General features: G+C 72.6%; 19 protein-coding genes. 10 read left to right on the plus strand and 9 right to left on the minus strand.

Annotated elements, in window-relative coordinates; translation table 11 throughout:
- The first annotated feature begins 1 nt into the window (after position 1).
- Entirely contained in the window at positions 2 to 559 is a 558-nt protein-coding gene (locus ACIQRL_RS08520; protein WP_401328828.1) for a SigE family RNA polymerase sigma factor, read from the plus strand.
- Positions 549 to 1280 carry a L,D-transpeptidase family protein gene (locus tag ACIQRL_RS08525; protein ID WP_401328831.1) on the plus strand — a complete coding sequence of 244 codons (732 nt, stop codon included), beginning with the start codon at positions 549 to 551 and terminating at the stop codon, positions 1278 to 1280. Before ACIQRL_RS08520 ends, ACIQRL_RS08525 begins: the two co-directional genes overlap by 11 nt.
- Here ACIQRL_RS08525 and ACIQRL_RS08530 read toward each other — a convergent pair.
- On the minus strand, positions 1277 to 2107 hold the full coding sequence (locus ACIQRL_RS08530) for an alpha/beta fold hydrolase (RefSeq protein ID WP_401328832.1): 831 nt from the start codon (positions 2105 to 2107) through the stop codon (positions 1277 to 1279). The genes ACIQRL_RS08525 and ACIQRL_RS08530 overlap by 4 nt on opposite strands.
- Before the next feature lie 63 nt (positions 2108 to 2170).
- Here ACIQRL_RS08530 and ACIQRL_RS08535 point away from each other — a divergent pair, with 63 nt between their 5' ends.
- Complete coding sequence (locus tag ACIQRL_RS08535) at positions 2171 to 2653, plus strand: MarR family winged helix-turn-helix transcriptional regulator (protein ID WP_401328833.1); 483 nt, start codon at positions 2171 to 2173, stop codon at positions 2651 to 2653.
- 11 nt (positions 2654 to 2664) lie between these two features.
- Positions 2665 to 2943, plus strand: coding sequence for a ribosomal protein L7/L12 (locus tag ACIQRL_RS08540; protein WP_401328836.1), 279 nt, complete (start codon positions 2665 to 2667; stop codon positions 2941 to 2943).
- A 376-nt stretch (positions 2944 to 3319) separates the two neighbouring features.
- Here the strand turns inward: ACIQRL_RS08540 and ACIQRL_RS08545 are convergent, their stop codons facing one another.
- The gene (locus tag ACIQRL_RS08545) at positions 3320 to 4663 is read right to left on the minus strand and encodes a helix-turn-helix domain-containing protein (RefSeq protein WP_401328839.1); all 1344 of its coding nucleotides are present in this window, start codon (positions 4661 to 4663) and stop codon (positions 3320 to 3322) included.
- Between the two features lie 152 nt (positions 4664 to 4815).
- On the opposite strand from ACIQRL_RS08545, the gene ACIQRL_RS08550 reads away from it, so the two are divergent.
- Positions 4816 to 4965, plus strand: coding sequence for a hypothetical protein (locus ACIQRL_RS08550; protein ID WP_401328841.1), 150 nt, complete (start codon positions 4816 to 4818; stop codon positions 4963 to 4965).
- 53 nt (positions 4966 to 5018) lie between these two features.
- On the opposite strand, the gene ACIQRL_RS08555 is transcribed toward ACIQRL_RS08550, so the two are convergent.
- From ACIQRL_RS08555 to ACIQRL_RS08565, 3 genes are read right to left on the minus strand one after another with little or no spacing between them, the layout of a single operon-like run.
- The gene (locus ACIQRL_RS08555) at positions 5019 to 5222 is read right to left on the minus strand and encodes a DUF397 domain-containing protein (RefSeq protein ID WP_401328843.1); all 204 of its coding nucleotides are present in this window, start codon (positions 5220 to 5222) and stop codon (positions 5019 to 5021) included.
- Between the two features lie 12 nt (positions 5223 to 5234).
- A complete protein-coding gene (locus tag ACIQRL_RS08560; RefSeq protein WP_401328846.1) occupies positions 5235 to 5444 on the minus strand; it encodes a DUF397 domain-containing protein in 210 nt (69 codons plus the stop codon).
- A complete protein-coding gene (locus ACIQRL_RS08565; protein WP_401328848.1) occupies positions 5404 to 6252 on the minus strand; it encodes a Scr1 family TA system antitoxin-like transcriptional regulator in 849 nt (282 codons plus the stop codon). The genes ACIQRL_RS08560 and ACIQRL_RS08565 overlap by 41 nt, the downstream gene beginning before the upstream one ends.
- Positions 6253 to 6337: 85 nt before the next feature.
- On the opposite strand from ACIQRL_RS08565, the gene ACIQRL_RS08570 reads away from it, so the two are divergent.
- Both ACIQRL_RS08570 and ACIQRL_RS08575 read left to right on the plus strand, forming a co-directional pair.
- Positions 6338 to 6787, plus strand: a complete 450-nt coding sequence (locus ACIQRL_RS08570; protein WP_401328850.1) for an ATP-binding protein — start codon at positions 6338 to 6340, stop codon at positions 6785 to 6787.
- Between the two features lie 133 nt (positions 6788 to 6920).
- Entirely contained in the window at positions 6921 to 8168 is a 1248-nt protein-coding gene (locus ACIQRL_RS08575) for an amidohydrolase (protein WP_401328853.1), read from the plus strand.
- Positions 8169 to 8190: 22 nt separating this feature from the next.
- On the opposite strand, the gene ACIQRL_RS08580 is transcribed toward ACIQRL_RS08575, so the two are convergent.
- The 3 genes from ACIQRL_RS08580 to ACIQRL_RS08590 all read right to left on the minus strand — a co-directional run bounded on the left by ACIQRL_RS08580 (position 8191) and on the right by ACIQRL_RS08590 (position 11416).
- On the minus strand, positions 8191 to 9435 hold the full coding sequence (locus ACIQRL_RS08580; protein WP_401328855.1) for a hypothetical protein: 1245 nt from the start codon (positions 9433 to 9435) through the stop codon (positions 8191 to 8193).
- Between the two features lie 134 nt (positions 9436 to 9569).
- Positions 9570 to 10748, minus strand: a complete 1179-nt coding sequence (locus ACIQRL_RS08585; RefSeq protein WP_401328857.1) for a PP2C family protein-serine/threonine phosphatase — start codon at positions 10746 to 10748, stop codon at positions 9570 to 9572.
- A 29-nt stretch (positions 10749 to 10777) separates the two neighbouring features.
- Entirely contained in the window at positions 10778 to 11416 is a 639-nt protein-coding gene (locus tag ACIQRL_RS08590) for an NAD(P)-dependent oxidoreductase (protein WP_401328860.1), read from the minus strand.
- A 156-nt stretch (positions 11417 to 11572) separates the two neighbouring features.
- Between ACIQRL_RS08590 and ACIQRL_RS08595 the strand changes: the two genes are divergently transcribed.
- On the plus strand, positions 11573 to 12007 hold the full coding sequence (locus ACIQRL_RS08595; RefSeq protein WP_401328862.1) for a hypothetical protein: 435 nt from the start codon (positions 11573 to 11575) through the stop codon (positions 12005 to 12007).
- Between the two features lie 111 nt (positions 12008 to 12118).
- On the opposite strand, the gene ACIQRL_RS08600 is transcribed toward ACIQRL_RS08595, so the two are convergent.
- Positions 12119 to 12679 (minus strand): SH3 domain-containing protein, encoded by a 561-nt coding sequence (locus ACIQRL_RS08600; RefSeq protein WP_401328865.1) that lies wholly within the window; start codon positions 12677 to 12679, stop codon positions 12119 to 12121.
- Between the two features lie 237 nt (positions 12680 to 12916).
- Between ACIQRL_RS08600 and ACIQRL_RS08605 the strand changes: the two genes are divergently transcribed.
- Together ACIQRL_RS08605 and ACIQRL_RS08610 are read left to right on the plus strand one after the other, a co-directional pair.
- Complete coding sequence (locus ACIQRL_RS08605; protein ID WP_401328867.1) at positions 12917 to 13813, plus strand: hypothetical protein; 897 nt, start codon at positions 12917 to 12919, stop codon at positions 13811 to 13813.
- A gap of 320 nt (positions 13814 to 14133) precedes the next feature.
- The gene (locus ACIQRL_RS08610; protein ID WP_401328869.1) at positions 14134 to 16086 is read left to right on the plus strand and encodes an FUSC family protein; all 1953 of its coding nucleotides are present in this window, start codon (positions 14134 to 14136) and stop codon (positions 16084 to 16086) included.
- Positions 16087 to 16341: the final 255 nt, after the last annotated feature.

Raw genomic sequence — 16341 nt, forward strand, 5'->3', positions numbered from 1 at the left:
CATGACCGAGGAAGAGTTCGACGCGTTCTACACGACCGCGTTTCCCCGGCTGACCGGCCAGTTGTACGCGTTCACGGGGGACCACGGCGAAGCGCAGGACGTCGTCCAGGAGGCGTTCGTCCGCGCCTGGGACCGACGGCGGGAGTTCCTCGCCGACGGGGCACCCGAGGCGTGGATACGGACCGTGGCGACGCGGCTCGCGGTGAGCCGCTGGCGTCGTGCGCGCCGCTGGCTGGAGCTGGTGCGGCGCACAGCGCCTGCCGACCACACCCCGGGCCCCGGCCCCGAGCGCACCGCGCTCATAGCCGCGCTGCGTACGCTGCCCGAAGCACAGCGGATGGCGATCGTTCTGCACCATCTGTGCGACTTGAGTGTCGAGCAGGTAGCCTCCGAAACCGGTGCCCCCGTCGGCACGGTCAAGGCCCGGCTCTCCCGCGGCCGGGCCGCGCTGGCACGGGTGCTCACGGACGATTCGGCGGACTCGGCCGGCTCCGCGCGTTCGCTGGACTCCGCGGGTACGCCGGACAAGGGGAAGAGGGAGGACGACCGTGTCCCGTGAACTCGCCTCTGACCTGCGGGAGTTGGCGGCCGATGGCGAGAGGCCGCCGACGCTGACCGGTGCGGAGATCCGCGGCCGGGCCGTACGCCGCCGGCGCCGCCGCCGTACGGCACTGGCCGCGGCCGGCGTCTCCGTGGCCGGAGCGCTCGCCCTGGTCCTCTCGCTGAGCCCGGGCGGCGGCACGCGTCACGATCCGCCCCCGGCCGCGAGCCCCACCGTCACCCCGAGCCCGTCGTCGTCGGCGGCCCCGGACGCCACGATCGACCTGGGCCGGCGGGTGATCTCGGTCGCCGGCCGCGAACTGACGCTCACCTCCGACAACCTGACGGGTTATGTGCCGGACTTCCGGTCGACGGTCGCCGGCAAGGAACCGTCCATGATGTTCTCGGGCAAGACCGTCGGCCTCGGCGGCACGTACAGCTTCAAGGCCTCCTGGGCGATCGAACTCGTCGACCCCGACGGCAGGACGAACTTCGTCGGCGCCATGACGAACGACGGCCAGGGCCGCTTCCAGGTGTCCCACGGCTGGATCGGCCTGCGCGAGGCCGACGCCAAGTGGCTGTACGAGCGTCTCGCGCCGGGCTCGGTCGTCGAGATCAGGCCGTCGAGCGGCGGGCCTTCCTCGCCGAACCCGACAGCGGTTCACGGGGGCTCGGTGACGGCGGGCGCCGGCACGGCCACCGGCTCGGCGGCGCCGGGCTCCGGAACCCCGGGCGGCTAGGCGGTCGCGCTCCCGGCACCGACAGGGACATCCATGCGCCCGTCGAGGTACGCGTCGAGGGCGGCGAACGTCGCCTCGGGCCGCTCGATGTGCGGCAGGTGACCGGCCTCGGCGATCGCCTCGAACCGTCCTCGCGCGAACGCCCGCGCGTAGGCCTGCCCGTACGCGGGCGTGACGACACGGTCGCTCTCGCCCCACAGGACGAGGGCCGGGATCCGCACCCGGCCGAGCCGGTTCAGGAGCTTCGGGTCGTGCATGTACGGGTCTCCGGCCAGCACCCGCATGGTCGCCATGTTGGCCTGCTGGGCCGCGATCCGCTCCGGGGTGAGGGTGGCGGGGTCCACGGCGAACCGGGCCGGATCGTGGAACGAGTACGCGGCGATCTCGTCCGGCCGGAGCCCGAAGATCTCACGGACCGGCTCTCCGGGAACGGCCACGCCCGCCGCGTTGACCAGCACCAGCGAGCTGATCACCGCGCCCTCGTCACGGAAGGCCATCTCGGCCCCGGTCCAGCCGCCGAGCGAGGAGCCCACGACGAGGACGTCACGGTGACCCTCGTCCCTGAGCCAGTGCAGATAGGCGATCGCCAGGTCGTCGACGCCGGTGAACCAGTCGGGACGTTCGGTCCCGTTCCAGCCCGGGTGCGTCGGAACCACGGCGCGCATGCCGTGCCGGCCGGCCAGATGGGCGGCGATGCCCTGGACGGTGGCGGGCCCGCCACCGCCGTGCAGGACGAGCGCGAGCCGGCCGTCGGCGGGGCCGGTCTCGGTGAGGGTGAGGGGGAGGTCGGGGCGCGGGTGGACGGTACGGGTACGTGTCTCGGTCATGCGCCCCACGGTATCTACGCATACGTATATACGCAACCTTAGATTCCGGATTAGGATGCGCCCATGACCGCGAACCAGGAGAACCCCGGGCCCGGGGACACCGCCGAGGCGGCCGGGACCCCCGCTCCCGTCGACCTCGAAGAGCTGGGGCGTGCCGTGAAGGAGGCGCAGTACCGGCATCACCGCACGCTCGACACCCGCCTCGCGGCGGTGGGCACGACGCTGGCGCAGTGGGACGCGTTGCGGGCGATCGCCCGCACTCCCGGCGCGTCCGCGCACGAGCTGGCGGTCGCGACCTTCCAGGGCGACCAGTCCTTCGGCACTCTCGCCTCCCGGCTCGCGGCCCAGCACCTCATCGAGCGGCGGCCCGGTCGCGGCCGGCGCATCGAGCACCACCTGACGGAGGCCGGCGAGCACATCCTCGCGGCGGGCCGCGCCGTCGCGCACGAGGTCCTCACGACGTCCTTCGGCCCGCTCGAAGAAGTCGAACGGGTCACACTGCTCGGCCTGTTGCGCCGCATCGGTTCTCCGGGCGAGGCGCTCTAGGATCGGCGTTCATGGAATTAACAGCTCTTATCGCACTTGCCGGGCTCATCGTCGCGAGCTTCGCCGCTCTCGAAGGCAAGCTCGCCCGCACCGACCGCAGGATCGCCCACGTCGAGCACCAGCTCGACCTGATACTCGACCGGCTCAGCATCCGCGAGGAGCCCCCGCACCTGCCCGAGGTCATCGCCCTCGTCCGCGAAGGCAAGAAGATCCAGGCGATCAAGGCCTACCGGGAGGCCACGGGGGCGGGCCTGAAGGAAGCGAAGGACGCGGTGGACGACATGGCCTGACGCCCCCGCCGGGTCCATGGCGTCCGACGTGGAGCGGCCGGCCGACCTCGCCCGACGCCCGGTGCGGGCCGCCAACCCAGTCCGGGGGCGGAGGGGTCCGCGCAGGCATCGGACGCCAGCGGGTGTCGGCCGCCCCGTCAGGGGCCAGCGGAGTCGGCCACCGCGCCCGAGGCCAGGACGGCCGCCTACGCCCACGCCCACGCCAAGACGGTCCACCCCCGGCGTCCGCCGCCGAGGCAGCGCGCCGACCGTCCCGCCTGACGCCAAGAGGGTCGGCCCGCCACGCCCGCCGCCACGGCGGTTCGCCCACGGCATCTGTCGGCAGAGGGAGGCCACCCCGTCCCAGGCCAGAGGGGGTCGGCCACGACGGTCGGGGTCAGAGCGGGGGCTGGGCCGGGGCCGGGCCGAGGGTGGTCGTGCCGGGGGCGGTGCGGTGGCCGAGGCCGGTGCGGTAGGCGTCCAGAGCCGCTTCCACCCGGCCGGTGCGCCGCAGCAGGTCGCCCAGCAGCCGGCACAGGTCCGCCAGGTCGCCCGCCGCGCCCGCCCGCTCCAGCAGGCTCATCGCCCGCACATAGTGTTCCTCCGCCGCCTCGGTGTCCCGGGCGTCCTCCGCGATGATGCCGAGCAGGCGGTGCGCGGCGGCCGAGTGAATGGCACCCCGCTCGGAATGCAGATCACCGAGCACCTGGCGCAGCAGCTCACCGGCCTCGTCGGACTTGCCGCGCCGGTGCAGCACGTCGGCCAGTTCCACCGCGACCTGGCTGGTGTAGAGCGCGGCCCGCTTGGCGGAGAGCATCGCCTGCGCCTCGCGCAACTCTCCCTCGGCACGCTCCAGTTCGCCGTTCTGCGCGTAGAGGTATCCGCGCATCCAGTGGCAGTTGGCGAGTTCGGTACGGATCTGGAGCTGCCGGTAGAGCTCGGCGGCCTTGGCGAGGGAGGCGTCCGCCTCGACGATCCGCCCCTCGGCGATCATCGTCCGCGCCACCGACCGGTGCATCCGCGCCACCAGGGCCGGGTCCCCGACCTGCGGCGCGAGGGCGAGCGCGAACTCGGCCGCCTGGGCGGCACGAGCATGCGCGCCCATGTCCATGTAGGGCGCGATCACGCCCGTATAGAGGAGGAGCAGCGCTTCGGGGTCGTGCAGGCCCGTCCGGTTGAGCTCGTCGAGGGTGGACTCGAACAGGTAGCAGGCGTAACGGAGTTCACCGGCGAGGTAGTGGGAGACAGCCCGGCCGCGCACGGCGGGCACCCGCTGCGGCAGCGGCGCGTCCCCGAGCCGCTGCTCGGACTCCTCGAAGCGCCGTTGCGCCGTCTCCAAGTCGCCTGTGTCCAGGGCGCATTCGCCGAGCCCCAGAAGCGCCGCGGCCTGCTCGGCAACCAGCCCGAGGGCCTCCGCCTCCGCGAGCAGCGCGGCGTAGACCTCGGCGGCCGGCTCGGCCTCTCCGGTGGCGAGCGTGCGCTGCGCGTCGGTGAGCCGCAGCCGCAGGTCGGTGGCGAGGTGGGCGGGCCGCCCGGTCGCCAGTTCCTCGTACGCGACCCCGAGCCGGCCCGCGATGTGCCGGAGCGCGGGTTCGGAGGCCCGGACCCGGCCTGCCTCCAGCGTGGAGATGTACGCGGGCGTGTACGCGGGCTCCGCGAGCTGTTTCTGCGTCAAACCACGTTCCGTACGCAGCTGTTGCACCCTGCGCCCGATGATCTCAGGGTCGTCCCGCTCCGCCATGGGTCAAGCATGCCATTAAGCCGAGTTAAGCCAGTCCAGCTTTTGACTACTGTCCAACCTCAGGTGCCCTCTTGCGACGGGAGCCCGGGAGCCTCTACGTTAAGCGGCGGATTAAGCATGCTTAATACGCCGCTGTTGTTGCGAGGTCCCCCATGCTCCGACGTATTTCCGCGCGCTACTCCAGAGGGCTTCTGGCCGCTGTCATCGCGGTCGCCGCGCTGGTCACGGCGGCGAACATCGGCCCGGCGAGAGCGGCCGAACCGGCGCCCGCCGCGCACACCGCCTCACGCATCGCCCCGTAGACGGCGACCGGGGCACGCCGACGTCCACCTGACCTGCCCCGGGCCCACACCTGTCAGAGGGCACCGTCCACCGCTGCCCCGACGAACACGGCGAAGGCACCGGCCCCGACCGTGAAGGCCCCTTGGGCAGGGTTCTTCGAGTCGCGGAGCGCTACGCGGGTGGCCAGGGAGGCCACCTCGACGCACTCGCCGCCGCTGCTTCCGCTGTACGTCGACTTACGCCACCGCGCACGCGTCAGATCCGGGCTGCTCCCCATGGCGTTCCTCCATCAGCCGAGCAGGGTGCCGTCCACCGCTGCCCCGATAAACGCGGCGAAGGCAACGGCCCCGACCGTGAAGACGCCGAGGGCGGGGTCCTTCGAGTCGCGGAGGGCTACGCGGGTGGCCAGGGAGGCCACCTCGATGCAATCACCGCCGCTGCTTCCGCTGTACGTCGACTTACGCCACCGCGCACGCGTCAGATCCGGGCTGTTCCCCATGGCGTTCCTCCATCAGCCGAGCGATCAGTGAAGCCGACTCCCTCGGAGAGAGGGCCTCGGCCTGCAATCGAGCGTAGCCGAGCGAACGCTCCCTGATCACTTGCGGGTTGGCCGTCATTTGGCCGCCGTCGTAGCTCTCGCTGTAGTGGATGTCCGGGTCGTCGCCGAAGCGCAGCAGATTGAACGAGCCCATCATTCCGGCGTGCTCCCCCGCCGAGAACGGCAGCACCTGGAGCTGGGTCCACGGACGGCCCAAGAGACCCAACAGGTGGGCGAGTTGTTCTCGCATGACCTCCCGGCCGCCGATCTGCCGGTGCAGCACCGCCTCGTCCAGCACCGCGTACAGAACGGGCGGCTGCTCGCGCTTCAGGATCCGCTGGCGCTCCGTCCGCGCCGCCACCATCTCGTCGAGCCTGTCCGTGTGGTCGACGCCCAGCACGGCGCGTGCGTACGCCTCCGTCTGGAGAAGGCCGTGCACCAACTGACACTGGTACGTGGAGATATAGGCGGCCCTCGCCTCCATCTCCGCATAGGCCTGGAACCACGTCGGCAACTGGCTTCGCAGGACCAGCCCCACGAGACGGGAGAACGCCCCGCCCGTCAGCAGGGCCGCGTCGACGCGCTCGGCGAAATCCCGGGTCGGCACCTTGTGGGCGGTCTCGACCTGACCGATCAGGGAGCCTGTGCAGAAGATGATGTCGCCCAGCTCGCCCTGCTTCAGCCTCGCGGCCTCCCTCAGCCGGCGCAGCTCCGAGCCGAAGTAGTCCAACGGGGAAGCGCTGGGGTCCAGTTCGCGGATGTTGGGCATGGGCGGTCACCCCCGGGTCCGAACGCCGGGCGGCGTTCCATTCGCCTTGTAGCCAAGCGTAATCGTCCGGCTCCACGCTGGAGTCGTGAATCATGCAACTGACCTGCCGAACGGGACGATCGACGCGAGGTACGGCATCCGCTTCACCGTGGGTGAGCACTCGGCGCGGCAGCTGCGCCGGATCCTGAAGGCGTATCTGGTCGCCTGGGAGATGCCGGAGCTGACCGAGGCGGCGACGCTGGCGCTGACCGAGCTGGTCACGAACGTCGTACGTCATGTGCCCGACCGGCGCGCCGCACTGCTGATGCTGCGGCGAGCGGACGGCGTACGGGTGGAGGTGACCGACACCTGTCCGCGGCCACCCCGGACGCATCGGCCATCTCTGTCCACAGCTGTGGACGGCGAACCCGCGGACGGCGGGCGCGGGCTGCTGATCGTGGACGCGGTGACCGACCGGTGGGGATGGCATCCGCTGCCGGGACGCGGCAAGACCGTCTGGTTCGAGTGCCACAGCGCGGTCCGCACCCCGGGGTGACCCGCCCCGCGGGCGTCCTCCCGACCGGGTAGGCAGTCGCGCCGCGGTCTGGTCGGCAGTCGCACCGCGGTCGGGTCGTACGACAGCGGCGAATCCCCCCTTACGAGGGACACGCGGCGCCTACGCTGGCCCCGTGACCTCTGCAGCCGCACGTACCGCGCTGGACCTCACCGCCGACCTCCCGGTCCTCGCCCTGGAGGACTTCTACCGGGACCTGCACCGGCATCCCGAACTGTCGCTGCGCGAACACCGTACGGCCGCCGCCCTCGCGGAGCGGCTGCGCAAGGCCGGGTACGACACGACCGAGGGCGTCGGCGGCACGGGCGTCGTGGGCGTCCTGCGGAACGGGGACGGGCCCACCGTCCTGCTGCGCGCCGACATGGACGCGCTGCCCGTCACCGAGGAGACCGGGCTGCCGTACGCCTCCGGGACCGACGGGGTCATGCACGCCTGCGGTCACGATCTGCACGTCACCTGGCTGACTGGTGCGGCGGAGGCGCTCGCGGCCGGGCGCGACACCTGGTCCGGCACGCTGGTGCTGGTCGGCCAGCCCGCCGAGGAGACAGGCGAGGGCGCGGCGCGCATGGTCGCGGACGGGCTCCACGAACGTTTCCCGCGGCCCGACGTCCTGTTCGGCCAGCACGTGGCGCCCGGCCCCGCCGGGCTGTACGCGCATTCCCCGGGCCTGATCATGTCCGCCTCGACCGACATCGACATCGTCGTGCACGGGCGGGGCGGACACGGTTCGCGGCCCGAGGCGACCGTCGACCCGGTGGTGACGGCGGCGTACATCGTGACGCGGCTCCAGACGGTCGTCAGCCGGGAGATCGCGGCCCGGGAGTCCGCCGTGCTCACGGTGGGACGGATCGAGGCCGGCACCCGGCACAACATCATCCCGTCCGAGGCCCGGATCGCCCTGAACCTGCGGACCCAGTCGCAGGACGTGCGGGAGCAAATGATCGCCGCCGTGCGGCGCGTCGCGGCGGGCGAGTGCGCGGCGGCGGGCTGCCCGAGCGAGCCCGGGATCACCGTCGGCAGCGATTTCCCGATGACGGTCAACGACGCCGACACCGACCGGCGGATCGCCGCCGTGCACGGCGAGGTCTTCGGGGCCGGGACGGTTCTCGACCCCGGTCCGGCCATGGGCAGCGAGGACTTCCCACGGCTCGCGGCCGGTGGAATCCCCTACTCCTACTGGTTCGTGACCAGCACTCCGGCCGACGTCTGGAACGCGGCTCCCGGCGGCGACGACCTCATGACCCGGCTCGCGGCCGTGCCCAGCAACCACAGTCCGCACTTCGCCCCCGACCTCAGCACGGTCGCGCCGGGCGTACGGACCCTGGTGTCGGGGGCGCTGGCCTCGCTGTCGGCCGGCGGCTGAACTCCCCCGGGAGCCTGCGGGCTCACGCTTGCGGGGTAAGGGCCTGCGGCTGCAACTGGCGGAGCTGTTGCCTCACGTGGTCGAGCGCGCCTTCCCGGCGGCCGGGCACGCGCAGCCTCAACCGGGCCAGTTCCGCGCCGAGTTCACGGGCCCGCGCCGGATCGTCGATACGGCCCCACTGGTGGTGGGCGCGGTCCACGGCCGACTCCACCTCCGGGGCGTCCGGCGCCTGCCCCGCGTCCAGCCGGGTCCCCGCGAGAGCCAGCCAGCCACGACAACTGCGCTCCGGGTCCCCCGCGAACATCGCCAGGTCGGCCCGTACCTCCATCCAGTGCAGCACCTGCTCGGAACCGTGCCCGTGCGCGCGCAGCGCCTCCCGCTCCCGCCGCCCCGCCAGATCGAGAGCCTCCTCGTGCCGGCCGTCCCGCACGGCGGCGGTGATCTCCTCGTGGGGATCGGACGGCGGTGAGCCCACCGGCTGAACCGCTTGGCCGGGGAGATCCACGGGTGGCGCGGTCGGCGCGGGCTGCGCGGTCGGGGGAAGCGGCGGGGGCGGCGGGACGCGCGGCACGGAGGTCACGGTCGTGAACCCCGGTGTCGGGGGCCATGGCTGCCCGGCCCACCGCTGCCCGGGCGCGAACACCAGGTCCGCCGTCGCCCGCCGGTCGGTCTCCTCGCCGGACGTCCTCGTCAGGGCCTGCTCGTGGAGCTGGAGGAGGGGAGGCCGGTGGCCGCTGCGGAGAAGGGTGGCGACGGCTCTCATGTACGTCGGCTGCGCCACCCTGCGGCGGGGCGGCGGCGGGGCGACGCGGCCGTACAGCTCGGTCGACGGGCCCGCCGTGAGAGGGCGCCCGGCGAGGAGCGTCCAGGTGTCCGCGTCCGCGTGCAGATCGATGAACACGGTCGTCGAACCCGGTGGGCGCAGCCGGAGTTCCTCGGTGACCCAGTGCCAGGGGAAGGCCGTGTAACGGACCGTCGCCGGGGTGGTGCGGGCCAGCGCGAGGTGCGGACGCCGTTGTCTGCGGTCCAGTTGGAGCTGTCCGGTCACGAACATCGTCAGCGGTCCCGGCGCCGTCGCCGCCGCGCGCAGCCGGGTCAGCACGGCCTGCGGCTCCAACGGGTCGGCCAGTTCGACGACGTTCGCGGTGTCGGTGCCCGACAGCACCGACGGAGCGACGGCCGCGAGCACCGGGAGCACGGAGGCCGCGTCCACCAGACACCCCTTGCCCACCGGCGAAGCGGCGAGAAGCAGCACGGTTCCGGGCATAGGTTCCCTCCCCCATCGAACAGGTACCTCAGCACCGTAACGGCTGCGCATGCAAAGAGGGGACGCGAAGAGAGCGAACGCCCGGCCCGCCCAGGTCCGCGAAGCCCCCGTCCGCCGCTCCGGCCGGACAGGTCCTAGATCCGCCGCTCGCCGCGCGCCCGGCGCCGTACGGCGAAGATCGTCGTGTCGTCGGCGAGCCGGCCGCCACAGTGCTCCAGGGTGCCGTCGCGCACGAACCCCACGAGGAGCTGCGGGTCGGCGGTGCGCGGGTCCCGCGCGAGCGCCCGCGCGAGGAAGGCGCGGAGCGGGAAGAAGTCGCCCGCCGCGTCACGGGCCTCCGTCACCCCGTCCGTGACCAGGAGCAGTGTCTCGCCGGGTGCCAGCGGGACACGGAGCACCGGCGGCGGCGCGAGCGTCAACTCGCTGAGGCCGAGCGGGAGTCCGTCCCCTGGCGGCAGGCTCCGTAGGCCGCCGGGGGTGACCACGAGCGGAGGTTCGTGGCCGAAGTTGATGACCTCGACGGTGTCCGGCGTGTCCTCGGGGAAGGCGACCAGGACCCCGGTCGCGAAACGGTCGCCCTCGTCACGGCCGAGCGCCGCGCGGTAGCGGACGTGCCGCAGCATCCGGATCTCCAGCCGTCCGGCGACCGTGTCGAGGACCCGCTCGTGGTACGCCGCCTCGCGGAACGTGCCGAGCAGCGCGGCCGCCGCCTCCACCGCCCCGAGTCCCTTGCCCTGGACGTCGCCGAGCAGCAGACGGGTGCCGTGCAGACCGGGCTGGATGTCGTAGAAGTCGCCGCCGACCCGGGCGTCACTGTCGGCGGTGAGGTAGACGGCCGCGTGGTCCAGGCCACCGAAGCCCGGCGGCATCGGGCGCAGCACGGTGCGCCGGGTCGTCTCGGCGACGTCCCGCATGTGCAGCATGCGCCGCTCGCCCCGCATCCGCAGGGAGCAGGCGAGGGTCGCGAGGACGCCACCCACCAGGACGAGGATGAAATCCGGCAGACCCGTCTGGTACTGGTGCGGCCACGACGTGTCCACGACGCTGTAGGTGAACAGCGAGAACAGGGCGAGGGCCACGGTGCCCAGCACCCCGCAGATCGCCGAGGCCACGGCCGGTACCAGCACGACCCAGGAGATGATCCGGAATCTGCCGGAGGTGTTCGCGTCGAGCAGCGCGATGCCGAGGAGCAGCAGCAGCGGCGGTGCCCAGGCGACGCTGCGCCCGCGCACCCGCAGCGGTCTCTGCCGCTGGACGGCGTCCAGCGGCCCGGCGTGCGGGAGTGGGCCGAGTACGGATCTCCGGTCGGCCACCTCGCTGTACCGCCTCCTTGTTCGTGCTCTCAGTAGGCGACGGACATGCGGCCGTGCGGGTGAACGGGCATCTCCAGCTGGTCGACGAAGGCCATCGCGTAGTCCTCGGCGCTGATCCGGCTGTGGCCTTCCGCGTCGGTCAGCATGCGGTCGCCGCCGATCCTGAATTCGCCCGTGCGTTCGCCGGGTCCGATCTCGGCGGCGGGTGAGATGTAGGTCCAGTCGAGGTCGTCGACGTCGGTCCGCAGGTAGGCGAGGGCGTCGCGGTGGGCCAGCGCCTCGGGCAGGTATTCCTCGGGGAAGTCGGGCTGGTCGCAGGCGGCCTCACCGGGCGCGACCTCCAGGGTGCCCGCGCCGCCGACGATCACGAGCCGCTGCACCCCGGCCGACCGGACGCCCTCCACCAGGGAGTGGTTGAGCGCGAGGAAGGGTTCGCGGGGATCCGAGCCGTCCCGGGGCGGGACGCAGGCCGACCCCACCGCGTCAGCGTCGGCCACCAGTTCGGCGACCTTCGCCGCGTCCGAGGCGTCGGCCGACGTGGCGGCGACCCCGGCCACCGGGGACTGTCCGGACCGGCTGACGGCGACGACCTGGTGTCCGCGCGCCGAGGCCTCCGTGGCGATACGGCTGCCGACCATGCCGGTGGCACCAAAAAGTACGAGCTTCATGCACCTCAGCGAAGCACGCGACCATGATCACCGCATCCCGGCGACAGGACGGGAGGGCGTTCGGCGGGGGGTCCCGTGGGGGTCTCGTCCCGACTTGCCAGGGGCTCCGGCGAGGTGTGACCTGGAAGGCGGGGGCGAGCAGAGAGGAGTCCTTCCATGGCTCAAGCCGCACCCGTGTCAGGGACACCACGTACATCCGGATCGACCGACGTCTTCGGGGAACCGACCCACACGATCGCGAAGTGGGGCGTGCCCGTCGCCGGCGGACTCGTCTACGGCTTCTGGGCCGCTGCCATCAACCGGGACGCCGGTGCCATCACGGGCTGGAACGTGCTGTTCGGCTTCGTGTGCGCCATCGCGTTCGCGGCGGCCTACATCGGCGCCCGCACGCTGGCTCCGCTGATGCGCCGCGAGATGCACGCGCTGGTCTGGGCCGTGTTCGCGGGCTGCGCGTTCGGCTTCCTGTACAGCCAGACCGACGCGACCGTCCTGCGGTCCGTGTTCATGTCACTGCCGGTGGCGGTGGGCGTGTACGCGGTGGCCTTCTACCGCTACTACACGCACGAGGACGCGGAGGGAAAGACGGGCTGACGTCGTCCGTGTGCCGTTCCGGCGTCCCGGGAAGGACGCCGGAACGGCACACGAGGTGCATGAGGCCCCGGCGGATCGCCGGGGCCTCATGCGTCTCCCTCACTCACCTACTCACCTGCCACCTGGGACCCAGTCCCAGGAGTTCGAGGAGGAGCCGGACACGGTCCAGCTCCACGCGCTGGAGACGGTGAAGCTCCAGGAACCGGAGGCCGTCACACTCCAGCCGGGGTCGTTCGCCGGGTTCCGGCCGCTGTCGTCCCAGTGCGCGTTGTGCCACGTCCCGTCCTTCTGGTCGGGACACGGGTCCGAGCAACTCGGCACCCACCGGCCGCCGGTGTCGACGAAGGCCGCGCTGGCCCAGGCATGGGCACCGACGAGCCAGTACCAACTCGTGTTCCCTGACACGCTCTGCCCGCTCACCGCGCACTGGACGCGGTCCTGGCTGCCCGGTGAGAGCGAGCCGACGACGGGCGCCCTGGTGCTGGGCTGAAGCCGCACGTTCAGTTCTCCACGCGAGACGACGGTGCCCCAGACAGGACTGCCGGAGCCGCCACCGTCACCGGTGTGCGCCGACGGAACCGCCGCCATGGAGGTGCCGGCGGCCGCGACGGTCAGTACACCGCCGCTGAGCAGGGCCGCGGCAAGAGTCCGCAGGGCCGGGGTGGTGCGCATATCGGCCTCCTTTTCCCCAGATCCAGGAAACACCCGTTCGGGTGAGGGCTCCACCGGAGCGGCCAAACCCCTTGGGGCCACTGGGATGCGGAGGGGTGAGCGACACCCCCGAAGGGCCGTCGGCCGGGTTCGGGGCATCGTTTCGCGGGTGGGCCGGCTCCCCGTACGGCTGGTCGGCTGCGCCCATTTACAGTCACCCGGGTCGCGAACGGCCGCCCGGGGGCTTGTCCTGAAGACGTGTCCCCTCGTGTCCGGAGCGCTCTGTCGGCCGTGCTGATCGTGCTCGCCTGCCTCCTCGCGCCGCTCGGCGCGCTGTCGACGTGGGCGACGTACGGGCTCGGCGACTCCGAGCGGTACGAGGCCACCATGGCGCCGCTCGCCGCCGACGACGACGTCCGGGACGCCATCGCGGCCGGCGTCACCGACGACATCCTGCGCGAAGTCCACGTACGGCCGAGGCTCCAGGGGCCGGTGAACCACTTCGTGCGGGACGCCGTGCGCTCGTTCACGGAGACGGAGGCGTACCGCACGGCGTGGGAGGCCGCCAACATGGCCGCGCACGACGCCGTGATGCGGGCGCTGCGCGAGGACCGCGAGGGTGCGGTGACCGTCGACCTCGCGCCCGTCACCGAGCGGGTCAAGCGCCGACTCGCCGACGACCACATGCCGTTGGCCGACCGGATCCCCGTCGAGCACACCGAGGTCACCGTGCTGGAGGCCGAGGACCTGGCCCAGCTCCGGAAGGGGTTCCACGTGCTCGAAGTCGCCGGTTTCTGGCTGCCGTTGGCGTCGGTCGTCTTCGCGGCGGCCGGGATCGTCATCGCCGTGCGCCGCCGCCGCGCGGTCCTCGCGACGGGCCTCGGTACCGCGCTGGGCGCCGCGCTGCTCGGTGTCGCGATCACCGTCGGCCGCAGGCTCACCCTCGACGACCTGCCGCCCGATGTGTCCCGCACGGCCGCGGGCGCGGTGTACGACGCCCTCACCGACACCCTCCGGTTCGTGAGCTGGCTGCTGCTGGCCGTGGGTCTGGCGGTGGCACTGACCGCCGCACTGGCCGCGTACGCGCGCTACCGGCGGGCGGCCGAGGCGCCCCTGCAGACTCCGGCCGAGCAGTCGACCAGCGTGGGGGCCTGACCCGGCAGCCTTCGCGACTCTCCACCGCCGCACCCGTCTCCAGGGGAGAATTCGGACACCCCACGCGGACGAGCGGAAGGCCGGGAGGTGGACGCTGCGGCGGCTGAGCGGGCGGACGCGGAACAGCCCGCGTACCGGGAGATCGACCACGTCCTCGTCTCCCCCGACTTCTCCCCCGACTTCTCCGCCGACTTCTCCGCCGGGCGAGCCGCCTTCCTGCGGATCGGCGGCAGCGACCACCGTGCCCTCGTCATCGGCCTCACCCTCCACCAGCGGGACCGAGCCCGGTCCGCCCCCGGGAAAACCGCCATACTCGGTACATGTCCCGCGAGTTCCCCATCGGCCTCACCCCTCCCGACTGGCTGGTCAGGAACCTCAAACCGCAGCGGGTGCCCGTCAACCGGGCCGCCGTCGCCCGCGCCGCCGTCGCCCTGTCGCTCCCCCTCGCCATCGGCCTCGCCTACGGACAGCCCGCGTACGGCGCCCTGGCCTCCATGGGCGCGCTGTCCGGAGTCATCAGCGACACCGCGGACGCGTACCGCATGCGGATCTTCAACATCGCCTTCCCGCAGTTCTTCGGCGCGATCGGCGTCACGATCGGCGCCGCGGTCTTCGGGCACGGCTGGGTCGCGGTCGCCACCCTGACCGGGGTCGCCCTGGTCTCCGGGATGATCTCGTCGATCGGCGCCGTCGCGTCCGTCACCGGACTGCTGCTGCTCCTCAACTGCGTGATCGGCGCCGGGCTTCCGCTGCCCGGCGCCTGGTGGCTCGCCCCGCTGCTGATGTCCGGCGGCGGGCTCCTCGTCCTCGCGCTGACCCTGCTCGCCTGGCCGCTGCGCTCGGGGGTGCCGGAGCGGTCCGCCGTCGCGAGCACCTACCGCACGGTCGCCGACCTGCTCGCCGCGAGCGGCACCGACGACTACGAACGCCTGCGCACCGCCGTCACCCAGTCCCTGAACGAGTCGTACGACATCGTCCTCGCCCGGCGCGCGTTCCATCACGGCCGCAGCCCCGACCTCGTCCGGCTGCTCGCCCAGCTCAACGCCGTCACCCCCGTCGTCGAGGCCGCCCCCGCCGCCCACCAGCGGGGCGAGCCGCTGCCCGCCGCGATCCCCGCCGCCGTACGCCGACTCGCCGAGACCGTCGAGACGGGCGGGACGGGTGAGACCGGCGGAACCGACCCTCTGGAACTGCGGCTGCCCGCCCCGGCCGACGAGACCGCGCGCGCCGTCGACCACGCGCTGCGGCACGCCGCCTCGGTCGTGACGGACCGGTCCCCCGGCCGGCACACCCTCGACGACCGTCTCGGCCGGCCCGCCGCGCTCCGCGTCCGCGCCGCCCGCGTCACCCGCAACGTCCTGCTGTCGGCGGCCTCCTGGCGCTACGGCACCCGCCTCGCCCTGTGCATCGGCCTCGGCCAGGTGCTGATCTCGACCGTCGCGGTGCCGCGCTCGTACTGGGTGGCGCTCACCATCACCTTCGTCATGAAGCCCGACTACGGCTCGGTCTTCTCCCGGGCCCTGCTGCGCGCGCTCGGCACGGTCGCGGGCCTCGTGGTCGCGGCGGCCGTGCTGACGGTGGTGCCGCGCGGCTGGTGGGACGTGCCCGTGCTGATGGTGCTCGCCGCGCTCATCCCGGCCCTGACCCCCCGCGGTTACGGCTATCAGACCGCCGCCATCACCCCGGTGATCCTGCTGCTGTCCGACATCCTCAACCACCAGGGCACCGGGCTCATCGTCCCCCGACTCGTCGACTCCCTCATCGGCTGCGCGATCGCCCTGGTGGCCGGTTACCTCCTCTGGCCGGAGAGCTGGCACGCCCGGGTCGGCGACCGGCTGGCGGACGCGGTCGCCGACACCGCCGGCTATGTCGAGCTGGCCTTCGGGGACGCGGCCGAGCCCGCGGCGCGCGCCCGCAGCAGACGCCGTCTGTACCGCGACCTGTCCTCCATCCGTACGGAGTTCCAGCGCGCGCTGACCGAACCGCCCCCGAGCGGGCGCCGAGCCGCCGCCTGGATGCCGCTCGTCGTCGCCGTCGAACGGATCGTGGACGCGACGACCGCCGCCCGGGTCCGCGTGAAACAGGGCGCGGCCGAGCCGTCCGCCGCCGAGATCTCCACCATCGCGCACCAGCTCCGGGAACTGTCCGAGGGGCTGCGCGAGACGGACGTGCTCGTCGCCGTGCGCACCGAACTCACCGGGCCCTCGGGCAGCGTGCTCGAACCGGTGCGGCAGGAGGTCGCGGCGGCCAGATCGATCGCCTCGCCGCACTGACCGAAGCCGTGGCGGAGTCCGGAGCCGCTTTACCCTCCCCTTGCGATCCGTTAATACAAGCGTGACACCGGGAAGGGTGCGCGACGGAATGCCGAATTCCGACAAATCCCCGTGGTAGGAAAGTGAACCAGTGCGCGCTGCAAGGGGGTTGACGTGACGGTCGTCCGGTGTGCCGCCCCTGCCGAAGATCACCATCTATGGCCGCTAACCTTACGTGTCCGTCCTGGCCAGGGATTGACGGGATCAACTCACGCG

The organism is Streptomyces sp. NPDC091209 (genome assembly GCF_044757755.1).
In the GTDB taxonomy this organism is placed as follows: Bacteria; Actinomycetota; Actinomycetes; order Streptomycetales; family Streptomycetaceae; genus Streptomyces.